The 13,908-nt window shown below is 45.0% G+C and carries 12 protein-coding genes and 1 tRNA gene; 6 read left to right on the plus strand and 7 right to left on the minus strand.

The genetic code is table 11. From position 1 onward, the window contains the following. Window positions 1–115: 115 nt before the first annotated feature. The 6 genes from OEY64_03550 to OEY64_03575 all read left to right on the plus strand — a co-directional run bounded on the left by OEY64_03550 (window position 116) and on the right by OEY64_03575 (window position 6,442). Window positions 116–1,525, plus strand: coding sequence for a sigma-54 dependent transcriptional regulator (locus OEY64_03550; protein MDH5542021.1), 1,410 nt, complete (start codon window positions 116–118; stop codon window positions 1,523–1,525). A gap of 526 nt (window positions 1,526–2,051) precedes the next feature. Beyond that, window positions 2,052–3,329: a KamA family radical SAM protein gene (locus OEY64_03555; protein ID MDH5542022.1), complete on the plus strand. Its 1,278-nt coding sequence runs from the start codon at window positions 2,052–2,054 to the stop codon at window positions 3,327–3,329. Window positions 3,330–3,540: 211 nt separating this feature from the next. Further along, on the plus strand, window positions 3,541–3,669 hold the full coding sequence (locus tag OEY64_03560) for a hypothetical protein (GenBank protein MDH5542023.1): 129 nt from the start codon (window positions 3,541–3,543) through the stop codon (window positions 3,667–3,669). Window positions 3,670–3,823: 154 nt separating this feature from the next. After that, the gene (locus OEY64_03565; protein MDH5542024.1) at window positions 3,824–4,831 is read left to right on the plus strand and encodes a D-alanine--D-alanine ligase; all 1,008 of its coding nucleotides are present in this window, start codon (window positions 3,824–3,826) and stop codon (window positions 4,829–4,831) included. A gap of 24 nt (window positions 4,832–4,855) precedes the next feature. Beyond that, window positions 4,856–5,869: a hypothetical protein gene (locus OEY64_03570; GenBank protein MDH5542025.1), complete on the plus strand. Its 1,014-nt coding sequence runs from the start codon at window positions 4,856–4,858 to the stop codon at window positions 5,867–5,869. 3 nt (window positions 5,870–5,872) lie between these two features. Continuing rightward, window positions 5,873–6,442: a GNAT family N-acetyltransferase gene (locus OEY64_03575; protein ID MDH5542026.1), complete on the plus strand. Its 570-nt coding sequence runs from the start codon at window positions 5,873–5,875 to the stop codon at window positions 6,440–6,442. 15 nt (window positions 6,443–6,457) lie between these two features. Here the strand turns inward: OEY64_03575 and OEY64_03580 are convergent, their stop codons facing one another. From OEY64_03580 to OEY64_03610, 7 genes are all read right to left on the minus strand, one after another. Further along, window positions 6,458–7,147 (minus strand): N-formylglutamate amidohydrolase, encoded by a 690-nt coding sequence (locus OEY64_03580; protein ID MDH5542027.1) that lies wholly within the window; start codon window positions 7,145–7,147, stop codon window positions 6,458–6,460. Next, window positions 7,144–8,757 (minus strand): gamma-glutamyltransferase family protein, encoded by a 1,614-nt coding sequence (locus OEY64_03585; GenBank protein ID MDH5542028.1) that lies wholly within the window; start codon window positions 8,755–8,757, stop codon window positions 7,144–7,146. The genes OEY64_03580 and OEY64_03585 overlap by 4 nt, the downstream gene beginning before the upstream one ends. A 4-nt stretch (window positions 8,758–8,761) precedes the next feature. Beyond that, a complete protein-coding gene (locus OEY64_03590) occupies window positions 8,762–10,915 on the minus strand; it encodes an ATP-grasp domain-containing protein (protein MDH5542029.1) in 2,154 nt (717 codons plus the stop codon). A gap of 326 nt (window positions 10,916–11,241) precedes the next feature. Then, window positions 11,242–11,317, minus strand: a tRNA-Glu gene (locus OEY64_03595). 8 nt (window positions 11,318–11,325) lie between these two features. Next, window positions 11,326–12,435 (minus strand): site-specific integrase, encoded by a 1,110-nt coding sequence (locus tag OEY64_03600; protein ID MDH5542030.1) that lies wholly within the window; start codon window positions 12,433–12,435, stop codon window positions 11,326–11,328. Window positions 12,436–12,482: 47 nt separating this feature from the next. Continuing rightward, a complete protein-coding gene (locus tag OEY64_03605) occupies window positions 12,483–12,707 on the minus strand; it encodes a hypothetical protein (GenBank protein MDH5542031.1) in 225 nt (74 codons plus the stop codon). A 599-nt stretch (window positions 12,708–13,306) separates the two neighbouring features. Continuing rightward, window positions 13,307–13,864 (minus strand): hypothetical protein, encoded by a 558-nt coding sequence (locus OEY64_03610; protein ID MDH5542032.1) that lies wholly within the window; start codon window positions 13,862–13,864, stop codon window positions 13,307–13,309. Between the last annotated feature and the right edge of the window lie 44 nt (window positions 13,865–13,908).

Below are 13,908 nucleotides of genomic sequence, written 5' to 3' on the forward strand. Positions count from 1 at the left end.
GAACAAAACCGATCTATGTCTGAGATAATAGTCTCAGGATATTCGTCTAACATATTGATACGACCAAAAAAGCGAAAATGAGAGCAGGCCCGAAAAGGAATACAGGAGCTGAATCATGAAAACGGCCCTGATAATTGCCAGAACCAGCGGTGAGTCGGGAGTAATCGGCACTTGCCTAGCCGATAATTACATCATCGACAAGGTGGAAGATAAGGAGACCTGCCTGACAAAACTGAGGAACAAGCGGTACGAACTGATTTTTATCGACATTGATCTGCTTCTTTCGCGCGAGGAAGATACAGGTCCGACAAATTATAAGAAGATCCTCAGTCCGTTTTGGCAAACATTTCCAAGTGCTGAAATTATTGTCCTTGCTCCTCAGGAGCAGGTTCGCCTGGCTGTAAATGCCGTTAAAGCCGGGGCAAGCAACTATCTGACCTATCCTTTAAGCGAAGCCGAAATCAGGTTCGTTACGGAGAGCCTGCATGAGGCGCAAAGGATGCAGTCGGAACTTGATTATCTAAGGAAGGAGTTTTGGCAGAGCGATTCGCTGGAAGTCGTTCGGACCAACAGCCCGACAATGAAGGCGGTTTTCGATAAGGTTCGCTCCGTCTCCGCAACAAACTCCTCGGTACTTATAAATGGTGAAACGGGGGTCGGAAAAGGGGTTATCGCCAGGATCATTCACCGGCACAGTGAAAAATATGAAAATCAGTTCGTTTCGGTTCATTGCGGCGCTATTCCAGAAACGCTTATTGAAAGCGAGCTTTTTGGTCATGAAAAAGGCTCATTTACCGGAGCGATAAAAAGGAAACTTGGCAAATTCGAAATAGCTGACCGCGGCACGATTTTTCTCGATGAAATCGGAACCATTCCGCGCGCGGCGCAGATAAAGCTCTTGAGTGTTCTTCAGGACCATGTATTCAGCCGAGTGGGAGGGGTGGAAGTAATCGAAACCGGAGCAAGGGTGATCGCCGCCACAAACGTAAATCTTGAGGAACTGTGCGATGCAGGTGAATTCAGAAGGGATCTTTTCTACAGGCTGAATGTTTTTCCGATAGATGTCCCCCCGCTTCGGCAAAGAATTGAGGATATCCCTTTGCTTGTAGACGGGTTTCTTAAAAAACTAAACAGGCTACAGACAAAAGAGATACATGATATACAGCCGGAGGTCATGGAGGCTTTTGAATTATATCAGTGGCCAGGAAATATTAGGGAGCTTGAAAATCTAATCGAAAGAGCATATATCCTTGAAACATCTTCTGTTCTCACTACTGAAAGCTTTCCGGGTGAACTTTTCGCAAAAAAAGCCCCTTCTGCGAAGTTGACAGTCGACACGGCCTATACGATCTCTCACGTAAAAAAGAGGGCGATGGAAAATATTGAAAGGCAGTATCTAAAAGAGTTGCTGACGCTGAAAAAGGGGAAAATTGCAGAAAGCGCTGATGTTGCTGGAATCACCACAAGACAGTTGAACAAGCTAATGAATAAATATAGCCTGAAGAAAGAGATGTTCAAAAATTAGTTTTGCCAGATAAGAACAAAAAATTCCTACCGCCGAATAACAGGAACTGGCAGTTCTTGTTAGTCGGCAAATATTAAATCCTCAATTTCTTGTCGATATCTATTTGTATTTTCAGATAAAAATATAAATATTTGCATATATGTGTTTTTAGAATTCCTGTTTTTAGCTTAAAGGTGCTGAATTCGAATATATCGCCGAATCATTTTTGGGTAAACAGGAATCAGTAGTTCTTGTATGAATCCTTAAGGCGCATAATTCCCTGAAAAATCAATATGATAGCTCTGGCACATCTGTTGCAACTCAATATCCTTCAATTGGGGTATGAGTGCGCTGGTTGCGCAAACGCGAAACAAAAATGTGAGGAATTTAAATTGAAAAGCCTGGTTATTCAGAAAATGGAAGTGCCGGATGTAATTGACAGCTTGTCTAACCCTATTTATGAGATTACCGCAAATGATTTCATGTATTTGAAATCCACCAATCTGAAAGATTATCGGAAATATTCTGCCAAGGACGGTGCAGGGAGATGAAGAGCGCTACGGTAAACTCCGGGCAAAAAACCGAACTCTGTCATACCGAAAAGGAAACGGCTGGCTTTGAAAGCATACCAGAGGTCCTATTCCCCTCTGTTGAAGAGGCAGGAATTTCATCTGGCGAATTCAGCAATACAGGGGAATATACCAAGGCTGCATTCAGGAAAAAATATTTTCCGGACGCAACATCAAGGGAGTGGAACGACTGGAAATGGCAGTTGAGGAACAGGTTTAAGAATGCTGAGCAGCTTGAAAGGATAATTCAAATATCCCAGGAAGAAGCGATAGCGCTCAGAAATGGCGCGGGGCAACTTCCCGTAGGGATAACTCCGTATTATGCGAGCATGATCGACCCGGTAAACAGCAATCATCCTATTAGGCGGATGGTTGTTCCGGTCTATAACGAAAGAATAATAACAGAAGGCGAGGATATTGATCCTCTTTCAGAAAATAACATGAATCCGGTTCCAGGCATAGTGCACCGTTACAAGGACAGAGTTCTATTTCTGGTGACCGGTTTTTGCTCAACATACTGCAGGTATTGCACGAGATCCCGGATAGTAGGGCATGAAGGGAGGATTCAGGCCGGAAAAGAAACATGGCTTCGCGCCATAGAGTATATAGAGTCAACCCCGACAATACGGGATGTGCTGATCTCAGGTGGCGATCCACTTACGCTGGATGACGATAAGCTGGAGTGGCTCCTTTTCAGGCTGAAAAAAATTCCTCATCTCGAGATTGTTAGGATTGGTACCAAGGTTAACGCGGTTTTACCGCAAAGGATTACCAAAGGTTTGCTGAAGGTATTAAGAAAGCATAAACCGGTCTGGATGAGCCTTCATTTTTCCCACCCGATGGAGCTGACAAGGGAGTCGATTGAGGCTTGCGGAAAGCTGGCCGATTCAGGCGTTCCGCTCGGTAGCCAGACAGTGCTGTTGAAAGGGGTGAACGATGATCCGGCGACGCTGAAAAAACTATTTCATGGTCTTTTGGCGGCGAGGGTACGCCCGTATTACCTGTACCAGTGTGACCCAATCCTTGGTTCATCACATTTCAGGACGCCTGTTCAGACAGGAATAAAGATCATTCAAAGTCTCAGGGGGCACACCACAGGATATGCGGTGCCTCAATACGTCATTGATGCTCCTGGAGGTGGCGGAAAAATACCGGTAACTGCTGAAAATATTTTCGGTTTCGATAAAAACAAAATACTTCTTCGAAACTTTGAGGGGAAAATCTACGAATACCCAGATCCAGGAACGTGTAAATAATCGAACAAATAATAGAAAGGAGGAAAGAGGACGGGTCGCAAGCAGGTAGAAGGAAGATTGTGTTGTGTCTAATGTTCAAATTTTTAAATAGGAATGGTATATGAAAAATAGCATTAAATTAATCACGGTGTTTATTGTTGGTATTTTTATCCTTGCAATTGGTTTTTCAAACCTGGCGATGGCACAGACCACAACAGGATCGGAAGATTTAATGATCGTAGCGTCATCGGATGAGGAGACCACTTCGGATGATGAAGAGACAACCGATGAAGGTTCCGGCGACGAGGAAGGCGGAGATGAGGGCGAGGGTGAAGGTTCGGAAGACGCCCCAGAGGAGTAATCCCCCCTGTTCATTCGCGAGGCAAATCGATAGCGTGGATGATTTGCACAGTTTTGAATAAAGCAGGGAATGCCGAATACCTTGGAAGCCTGTTATCGCAGGAATCGGCATTCCCTATGAATCCGATAAGAGGAGAGGAGTAGTAGATATAATTTTGGACAGAAATACCGTTATTGGATTGACTTATGATTTGCGTAGCCATTACCAGATGCTTGGATATACCCTTGAAGAGACAGCGGAGTTTGATTCCGATTCTACCATTGATGCAATAGAGGAGTCCCTGAATATTCTCGGTTTTAAAACCGAGAGGATAGGTAATGTAAAAGACCTTGTCACATCCCTGGCAGAAGGGAGAAGGTGGTCCATGGTCTTTAATATTGCCGAGGGTCTTCTGGGGATCGGAAGGGAATCGCAGGTGCCGGCAATTCTAGACGCATATGGCATACCTTATACCTTTTCCGATCCGCTCGTTACTTCAATTTGCTTCCATAAAGGTGTTGCAAAAAGATTCGTTCGAGACGCGGGCTTTCCAACGACCGATTTTGAAGTTCTCGATAGCGCGGATGAAGCAGATAGCGTAAATCTCGGGTTTCCGCTTTTCATAAAACCTGTCGCGGAAGGAACCAGCAAAGGAATTGATGCAAGCTCAAAAGTAGGCAATTTAAAAGAGCTGAAAGAGAGCGTCGCTAAAAAGATAGCGGAATGCAGACAGCCGGTGATAGTTGAAACATATCTGCCAGGAAGGGAATTTACGGTTGGGATCACGGGCACAGGTCAGTCAGCCAAAATTGTCGGAGTCCTTGAAATACTATACAAGGACGGAGCCGAGCAGAACGGTTATACCCTTATTAATAAGGAACGTTACGAAGAGTTTGTTGAATATCGCCTGGCTGATGATGATGAGGCGATGACTGCCGCTGATACCGCTTTGAAAATATGGAGGAAGCTGGGGTGTCACGACGGCGGAAGGGTCGACTTGCGGTCGGATGCCGATGGCATACCTAATTTTATGGAAGTAAACACACTCCCTGGGCTGGATCCGAAAAAATCCGACCTGCCGATTCTCTGCACGAAGAAGGGGATCAAATATCTAAGCCTGATAGAGGCGATCATTGAATCGGCTTTTGAAAGAACCGGGGGCGGCAAGGTGAATAAAGTGTAGCATGGAAAATGGAAGAGTTGTCGCGTGAAAGTTTCTGTTTTGCACGATTGTCGGGATATTTACGGCAATCCTGACGAACGGGATACTTTTCATCAGGTGATGTATGTTTCGGAATGTCTTGGTAAGATGGGGTTTATCCCGAAAATAGACCTTTATAGCGGGCGCGGCGGCGACCTTCTTTCTGCTATCCACTCGGGAAATATCGAATTGGTATTCAACCTCGTGGAAAATTTTTCAACTGGTGGCTTTCGCCCTGAGGCGGTTCCGGAACTGCTCGAAAAACATGGCATACCGTTTACCGGGTCTGGGAGCCGTGCGGTCATTGAAACAACCGACAAAGTCCTGGCGAAAGAGAAGATGAAGGAGAATGGCATACCTACGGCTGACTGGATCAATATCGACGGAACCTTTGGCAGGAGCGCCGGTACGGGGAAATATATCATAAAGCCGGTCTCGGAGGATGCCTCGGTAGGGATCGATTCAGCAAGTGTGGTTGAAGTCGCGGATATCGACGAGTTTGTAAAGATGCTTAAGAAACGAAGCATGAAGGAAGGGAAGAAATATTTCGGCGAGAAATATATCGGCGGCAGAGAGTTCAATGTTTCTCTTATAAGCTCTCCATGCGGTGTTGAGGTATTGCCGGTAGCGGAACTTCTGTTCAATGATTGGGGAATTGACGAACCCCGGATTCTTGATTATGACGCGAAATGGGAGAGCGAAAGCGAGTCATATATAAAAGTCACCAGGAGTTTCGATTTTGCCGAAGAGGAAAAACCGCTTATCGACAAGATCTCGGGAATTGCCGAAGAGTGCTGGAAGATATTTGGTATTGGCGGTTATGGCAGGGTTGATTTCAGGGTAGATGAAAGCGGACGCCCATACGTGCTGGAAGTGAATACAAATCCATGCCTTTCGCCTGATGCCGGGTTTTTCGCGGCATCGGAAAGAAACAGGATGTCGTTTGAGGAAGTTCTAAAGAGAATAGTTGAAGATGCTTTTGCGTGCCATGAGAAGAGGCTCGCGGAAAGCGCGGGGTAGGTAATGATGAGGAAAAAAGCGAGGAAAAGCGTACCTGGCAAACACGCCGGACAGCATACCCTGATATCCTTTTTCAGTTTTAACGCGAGGGAAAATATCCATGCTGATGATGTGGAGAGAATACGACAGCTGGTAAGGGATGCGGTGGTATTTTCGGAAGAAGAGATAGATATCTCGGCAGAACTGGTTCGTGAAAGACTGGAAAAGGGGGTAGCGAGCGGATACTATTTCATAATGGGAGAACTGGAAAACCGTTTCTGCGGATATACCTGTTTCGGGCCGGTGCCGGCAAGCAAGGAGAGCTTTTCACTTTATTGGATAGTGCTTGAAAATTCATTCAGGAGCCAGGGGGTAGGGAAGAGGCTTCTTGATATCACAGAAAAAAGAGTGCTGGAGATGGGGGGGAGGAGGCTGTATGCCGAAACCTCATCAAGAGAGGTGTACGCACCCGCGAGAAAATTTTATCTTTCCAACGGTTTTGAGCAGGTAGCGTTGTTTGACCAGTACTACGCTCCAGATGATGATAAGATCGTATATCTGAAAATACTTGGAAAAGAGAAGAATCCCGATTGACATGCAATTCGGATATTATTGAATACTTCGAACCCAAGACTCTATAGCTGAAAATACCTTTCTCCGCTTTTCTGCATTGGTCATGAATTGTCCGCGCGAAACCTCTATCTGTATCCAGGGTATTTCTGAAAAGTGTTTCCTGATAATGTACCCGCCTGAAAAAGGATCGTTGATTAGAACATTTGTTTCGCCAAATTGTTTCCTGAAACAGTTTGCCATTTCCTCGATCCAATTAACAGGGCAGGTTCCATCTCCGTTACCAAGACAGATATGAGGTCGTGGAATGCCAGGGACGGCTGAATTCGGCGGGCTGGTTGCGAACATTGTGTGGCAGTCGATTCCGGCGGCAACGTTACGCGATAGTGCGGTCAGGCGTTCATGGTATGGGGTATGGTATTTTGCGATCACTTTGTTGATCAGCATTTCCGGAAGAGGAGCGTTGTATATGGGAGCATTCATGCAGGTTTTCGTTTTTACCACTCCGTCGTCCCTTATATCGTCCGGAGCCCTGTTGATATCTATAAATGCCCGGGCAATATCTGTCGTAACATATGATTCAACAGTGTCATTGAAGTTGAAAATTTCATCTGCCCCTTCGTCGCCGTCTTCGACAATTTGTTCGTGAGTGAGCAGGTTGTATTCCATTACCTCCTTTGGAACGGATGTTCCTGCATGAGGAAGGGATAATATCAGAGGCAGTTTCAAGATTCCGGCCCGCAGGCGGAGCCGTCCCGTCTAGGATCGGCAACACCGATAAAATTCTTTCCTTCACGCAATACCATCTGCACACACCCAAGGTAAAAGGAGTACGGCTCTTTCTCTATGACGGTATATCCATGTTTTTTAAGAGCGGAAATTACGTCATCTCTTATCCGGGAAGATTCAAGCGAAACATTTTTATCTATTGAGCAGTGCATGCGAGGCGCGCTTACCGCCTCAAGGGGGGAGCGGTTCTCCATGCGAAGCAGCACCTGAAGAATGGAGGAGGCTATGCGTTCACTTCCGGGAGAACCGATAGATACCCACGGGCGTTTTCCTTTGAAGATAATTGTTGGCGCCACGCTTGCCCATGGAACTGCGTTTGGTCGCAGGTAGTATGGATGGCCGATATCGTCGTATTCAAACGCGCTCATGTAGTTGTTGAATAGAAAACCGTATTCAGAGGAAATTTCGCAAGACCCGTAGACCCTTTCTATTGACTGCGTTAACGAAACTACATTTCCATTTTTGTCCATTACGGAGAGGTGCGTTGTTTCGCCGCTTGTGCGTATGCCTTTATAGATATTTTTTGAAACCTTTTCAGCGTATTCCACGCTTAACATCTTTTCCTGAACGACCTGGGGGAAGAAATCGGGATTTCTCGGCCGGTCATTCCGGTCGATGTTGCACTGTCTTATAACCTCGGCAAGAGCCAAGGCTCCTTCGGGTTTGTCCAGGTCTCGGAATTTTGCCGGAAGATGTGAAAAGAGATTGAGCATTTCTATCAGCACTCTCCCGGCGCCGGGAGGCGGAAATGTGATAACGCGCATCGCTCCAAATTTGGTTGATATAGGCTTTCTTTCAATAGGGAGCGGGATTTGAGCCAGATCATCCCTTCGGATAAATCCCCCATGTTTTATCATGTCATTCGCTATCGAACGGGCTATCTTCCCGCGGTAAAAGGTCTTTGAACCATGCTTTGAAAGTCTTTTCAGCGCTGTGGCAAGTTCAGGTTGTTTGAAAATATGCCCCGCAGGATATGCTTTCTGGCCGTTCCTTAAGAAGAGGGCGCCAGCCGATCCTTTCCTTAGATTTTTTATCTCCCTTTTTGTCAGTGCATGCTGTAGAGGGGATATCGGGTATCCGTCTATGGCTAGTGAAATGGCGGGCTGGAAAACATATTCGTGCGGGAGTTCGCCGTACCTTTTTTGGACATATTCAAGAACAGCAGGGGTGCTTGGCACGGTAGAAGCACGGAAACCGGTAATCAATTCCGATTTGGAAAAAGTGCCAGGTATAATTCTATGAGGTGCGCGCGACGAACCGTCAAGCGCGACTGTTTTTCCTGTCTTGCTGTTGTAAATGAGGATCATGGTCTGTCCGCCCAGACCGGACGCGTGAGGCTCGCAGACCCCCAGCGCGTAGGCGGTTGCGACAGCGGCATCAACCGCGTTCCCCCCTTTTTTAAGCATTTCGACCCCCGCCTTGGTTGCCAGGTAATGCGCGGAAGACACCATGCCGCGAGGGGAAGCGGATATTCTCTGCGGTTTCGGGATGCCGGAATTATTCAGTTCAAACTCTTCCGTGTCGCCAACGTAATGAGATTTCAGGGTCATAAATTCATATTTTTTTTAATTCCGTGGCGAGGAATTCTGTTAAGAGTAATGTTCTTTGCACAAGGCTAATACGCTGAACCGATTCCTGCGTTGTATAAAGATCCTGCGCCACCGGTCCGATCCCGCACAAAACCCCTTTATCTTTTGGTGCCAGACCCGCCACTGAGGGCCAGACGGAAGAATCAAGTTCCAGCGGAATTTCCCACTGGGAGGCGATATCCACAAACTCTTTAGCCAGAACATCGGTCTGTTTTCTTTTCAGCATAGGAGGCCTTTCTGCGATCATCTCAAGTTTCCATTTGAGATCGGTTTTGCCTAGAATGGAAAAAATCTCCTTTTCAAGAGACTGGGCATGTTCTTCATCCGGGTATGATATCTGCAAAAGAGCGGTAACTCGGTGTGGGAGCAACATCGGAAACGCATCTAGCTTGATGTCGATTATGGAAACCGCGGTGCGATTCTTCTTGGATGTCAGCGGAAAGATATCTTTCATTTTTGTCATAAGCCAGTTGAGAGGCTCCGGCTGTTTCAAGCTCTGACCAAGCCTCCGTTTTTTTCCTTCTATCACAAGACGGAAATTTTTCTGCCCTCTCCTGTTCGTGATTATCTTGCAGTCAGGCGTTCCGGGGCGAAGAACAATTATTTTATTTGCCTCGCTCATCGCCTTTCTTATGATATCTCTGCTATAGCGGTAGTCTTCCCCCTCATCCGCGTAATAAAGAACTCCAAGCGGGACGTTTCTAAGTACCTTTAGACTGCGAAGGGAGCGTAAAGCGTACATCATTGATACCAGCGGAGCGCGGGAAATCCCGATCCCCTCGCCGTAAAGTAGTTCAGGATCTTTCCTGAACATCTGGCGAGGGGCTGATTCGTCTATCGGCACGTCTAGATGTCCAACGATAAGGACGCCTTTTTCCATACCTTTTTTTGTCTCCCAGGTCCAAACAGAATTGTTGTTCGTAAACCTGGGAACCTGCGACATCGCAATCTGATTAAAGAATTCGTCAAGTTTGTTGGCGATGTTTTGAATCTCGACAGGTTCTGATGTCCTGCTTGGAAGGTTCGTCCATTCCTGCAGGGATTTTTCAATTTGGTCGCGGCGTTCCGTAAGGTAATTGAAAGCGCCGGTACCTATCGACTCCTTCGTTGTTTCAAATGGGGGTGGATTTGGAGTTCCGAAGTATCTTGCGCTTGCTACTTCCACGAGTCTGTTTACCAGCGCGTCGAAATCAAGCCCCATATTCGCGGCGGCGGCGACAAATGAGCCGTTCTCTCCCAGGCTGGGAAGACTGTTTATCTCAAGTATATAAATGTTCCCAGATGAGTCGATACGCATATCCACTCTAGCGCAATCGGCGCAGTTCAACGCCTTGAATGCCTTCAGGGCGAGCTCCTTTGCCTTTAGCGCGGTTTCTTCGGATATGCGCGCTGGGCATCGAGGTCTTACGGTTCTGTCGGATCTGTGAGTTTTGTCTTCCCATGTATATATCGCCGGTCCTCCACCCTCGAACACAATTTCGGCGGGGACGAACGCCTCTGTTGGCATGTTCCCCAGGAGGCCAACGTTAATTTCAATACCGTCGATGTACGCCTCCGCGAGAACAGGTTGATTGAACATCTCGAATATTTTACCAGCGGCCTCGCGGAGCTCTTCCTTGTTGTAAACGATGCGAAGCCCCAATGAGACAGCTTCGTTTTTGGGTTTTACGATAATCGGATATTCGAGAGGGGGATCTTCGAAATCGGGATCGTCAAGAACGGCAAAATCGGGGGTAGGCAATCCATGTTGCCTGAAAATCATTTTGGCGACAACTTTATCGAGGCAAAGAGAGTGTGAAAGAGGGCCTGATCCAATGTAGGGAACGCCGACCATCTCGAGGATCCCTGGCACATGAGTGTATCTCGCCTGCCCCTGTATCCCGTAAGAAAGGTTGAAAACCATTCCTGGCCGTTCGCCTTTTAGCGCCCTGGGCATGAAGTTTTCCAGCTGTTTTATGAGATCTTTATCCCCTTCAACAGCAATTGCCTGATGCCCCCCTTTTTTAAGGGAGTCGAGAATTCTTTTTATCGCTTTAAGGCCATACTTTTCGCGGTTGGGCGTGCCAAAAAGGTTTATTACACTTTTGCTGTCACGGTTGTAAACTACTGCAATCTTCATAATATCCCTAACGAGATTTTATCCCAGATTTAAACAGTAGGGTTACGGTTATCTTGAAAAAGATGGAACACTCCTGCCGTATTTGAAAGTGTGATGTCTTTCCAGTTCGCACGCAATAATGAAGGTCACCATGAAAAGTGGGGTTGTTGTAAGTTTATTGGTAGTCCCAACGGGAATTGGCTCCTCTCGCGTCAACGTCCTGTTGCCGCGCCATTAGCCGCGATTCGCTTGCTATTCACTCGCGCCGCAAGCTCACATTCGATTCCCCGTGCTTATTTATTAAGATACTGATATCCCACCGCAGTTGAGAAAGAGATAAGAATATTTGGTAGTCCCAACGGGAATCGAACCCGTGTTACCGCCGTGAGAGGGCGGATTATATTAATGTAACTGATTGAATACAAAGGGATTTAGCCTTTCGGATTTTCGATATGGGGCACATGCGGGGCACTGTTTTTCCCGATCGGCAGATTTCTCATTATCTCGACGGCATTCATCAGATTGCTTGGAGCAAGGTGAGCGTACTTTTGAGTCTCTTTTATATCTTTATGGCCAAGTAATTCCTTCACGACGTAAAGGTCAACACCGGCTTGAACTAGTCGGGATGCAAAATCGTGTCTTAGATCATGCCATCTAAGATTTTCAATTCCTGTATTGTTTGGAGATTTACTTACGATAGGAGGTTTCGAAGTTCGATCCAAAGCGGTTAACCACGCCTTTCTAAGTTTGCTTTCGTGTATCTTCTTCCCATCCGGCTCTGCAAAAATGTAATCAGAACGAATATGCTTAAGCTTGGAAAGTTTGAGCAGAATATCGTGAAATTCGTCGAAAATGGGGATACCCAGCGGTTCACCATTTTTTGTTTTTCCGATGAGTATCCAGCGTTTAAACAGATTCACCTGTGACCATTTCAGTTCGAGAAGATTCCCGCGTCGAAGCCCGGAATGGCGTGCACCGATAATAAGATTTTTAAGCCATTCAGGAGATGCCTCATAAAGTGCCTGGATCTCCCATTCTTCTAAAAAACGTATTCTGCTTTTCCCAGGCTTGTTCTTTTTAACTGCTTCAGCGGGATTTTTTTCTATCCACTCAAGCTCTTTTAAGGCAACATTCAGGCACGTTTTTAATAGTGTCAATTCCTTATTAACGGTGTCAAGGGATCCAGCAATTTTGCTACGGTTGATTTTATATTTTTGAATATCGCTTGGCTCAATAAACCTTAGAATAAAGTCACCAAAAAAAGGGAGGAGATGGTTTTTAAAGATCCCTTCGTCGCGAAGCTGTGACTTGTGGGATTTTTTAGTGGAGTAATCTTTCAGATATTCTCTTGCAAGATCTGAAAATGTTTTGTTAGCACCTTTTGAAAATCCAAAAAACTTGCCTTCCGCAATCTGGGCTTTTATTCTTATCGCAATTTTTTCGGCTTCACGTTTTGAAGATGTTCCTAGATTTATTTTTTTAAACTTACCTTGGTACCTGATCGTAATATGGTAAGTTGAGCCGCCTGGTTTTTTATACATAACTGCCTAATATGATAAAAATATAACGCAATTAAATCAAATGCCAGTTATAGCATTCCAACGAGATCTTGCGCTTTCTTTTTTAAATCGGGTTTTCGCTTGTCTGCAATCCTTTTTGACACTAAAAAATTGTCGAGGTCTTTCATATCGAAAAGAATCTTACATTTTTTACCTTTCCCGTGTCCTGCAATCTTTATCGCTGGAATTATAATACCTGCCCAGTCGTACAAAGTGCCGGTCGGAATACCAGTATAGATGGAGGCTTCCTTCACACTGTAGAATCTTTTCGCGATTGTGGTCATTTTGACAGAGTAGGGAGAATTGAAATGAAATCATTGCAATGAAGGGTAGCATCGTTGAATATTTTATTTTCAAAGATCATTCTGCCCGTCCTCATTTTGGGACAGGTCCGTAACAGCACCGTAATTAGAGCATAAGAAAATGGTGAGAGCAAGAAATAATTACAGAACTGCTACAGATTTAGATTTGCACGAAATTATTGAAAATGATTTGTAACAAGTTGTGTAAAAGAATGCTTCTGGTAGTAGATTGGATTATACGAAGAATAGTGTAAAAAATAATACAGTGTAGGAATACAAGGAATTATCCGAAGGATAAAAGATATTCATTGGGTCAGTATAAAATATGGAGATTAATGATGTCGAGTCTTGATGCCGTCAGGGAATTTGTTATTTCGGTTCGGGTGTTTGAAAGGTTCCTGAGACTTAAAGATCTTGAGTTGCGGGAAATAGTTTTGAGAATTCTTGGGTTAAAAGGTAATGAAAATACCTGAGTTAACATAAAGAACAAGATAACATCGGTGTTACATTACAGAGTATTTCAAATATATTTGCATGCTTGAAAAATACATTTAATCTAAATTGAATCCCATCCCCTTTAACACCCATCTGCTTGTTGATTTATCTAAAGATTTACCAGCGCCGGTTAGACCCCTAAGATTACTAAAGGGCTTGAATCCGCATTTCTGATCTACTTGTTCGTTTATCTTGCTGCTATAGTCAAGTACCCTACCTATTGCTTCAATCATTTGGGTAGTCTTGATATCTTTTCCATGCATAAGGTAGTCTCTGAATTTTTCTGCGATTTTTAAATCGTCTTTTGCATATTTTTTAATAGGAAAACCATAAATAATTTTAAAAAGGTTCATAAAATCCTTGCGTTTTAAGTCATGAGTCTCAATTGCATCCCACGTGAGCTCTGAGTTTGTTTTATGTAATTTACGAACTCCTGAATACAAAATTAACCTTTGTCCATATTCCAGCCTAAAAAACACATAAGCTAATACGATATCAATGCCTAATGAACTATCGATCAGAACTGGAACCTTTTCGAAAAAATTTCTCACATAGTCTGATTTGTTTCCAAAATAGGTTCTCAGTCCATCCGTCCGTGTTGGTCCGGAAATCATACTGTTACCTCCAAAAAATAAGATCGGCAATTCAGATATTTTTG

The sequence above is a fragment of the Nitrospinota bacterium genome (assembly GCA_029881495.1).
Lineage (GTDB): Bacteria > Nitrospinota_A > UBA7883 > JACRGQ01 > JACRGQ01 > JAOUMJ01.

Excerpts from the sequence above, each read along its gene's own strand:
- OEY64_03550 (MDH5542021.1), top strand. The coding sequence starts at position 116 with ATGAAAACGGCCCTGATAATTGCCAGAACCAGCGGTGAGTCGGGAGTA.
- OEY64_03555 (MDH5542022.1), top strand. The coding sequence starts at position 2,052 with ATGAAGAGCGCTACGGTAAACTCCGGGCAAAAAACCGAACTCTGTCAT.
- OEY64_03560 (MDH5542023.1), top strand. The coding sequence starts at position 3,541 with ATGATCGTAGCGTCATCGGATGAGGAGACCACTTCGGATGATGAAGAG.
- OEY64_03575 (MDH5542026.1), top strand. The coding sequence starts at position 5,873 with ATGATGAGGAAAAAAGCGAGGAAAAGCGTACCTGGCAAACACGCCGGA.
- OEY64_03585 (MDH5542028.1), bottom strand. The coding sequence starts at position 8,757 with ATGACCCTGAAATCTCATTACGTTGGCGACACGGAAGAGTTTGAACTG.
- OEY64_03590 (MDH5542029.1), bottom strand. The coding sequence starts at position 10,915 with ATGAAGATTGCAGTAGTTTACAACCGTGACAGCAAAAGTGTAATAAAC.
- OEY64_03600 (MDH5542030.1), bottom strand. The coding sequence starts at position 12,435 with ATGTATAAAAAACCAGGCGGCTCAACTTACCATATTACGATCAGGTAC.
- OEY64_03610 (MDH5542032.1), bottom strand. The coding sequence starts at position 13,864 with ATGATTTCCGGACCAACACGGACGGATGGACTGAGAACCTATTTTGGA.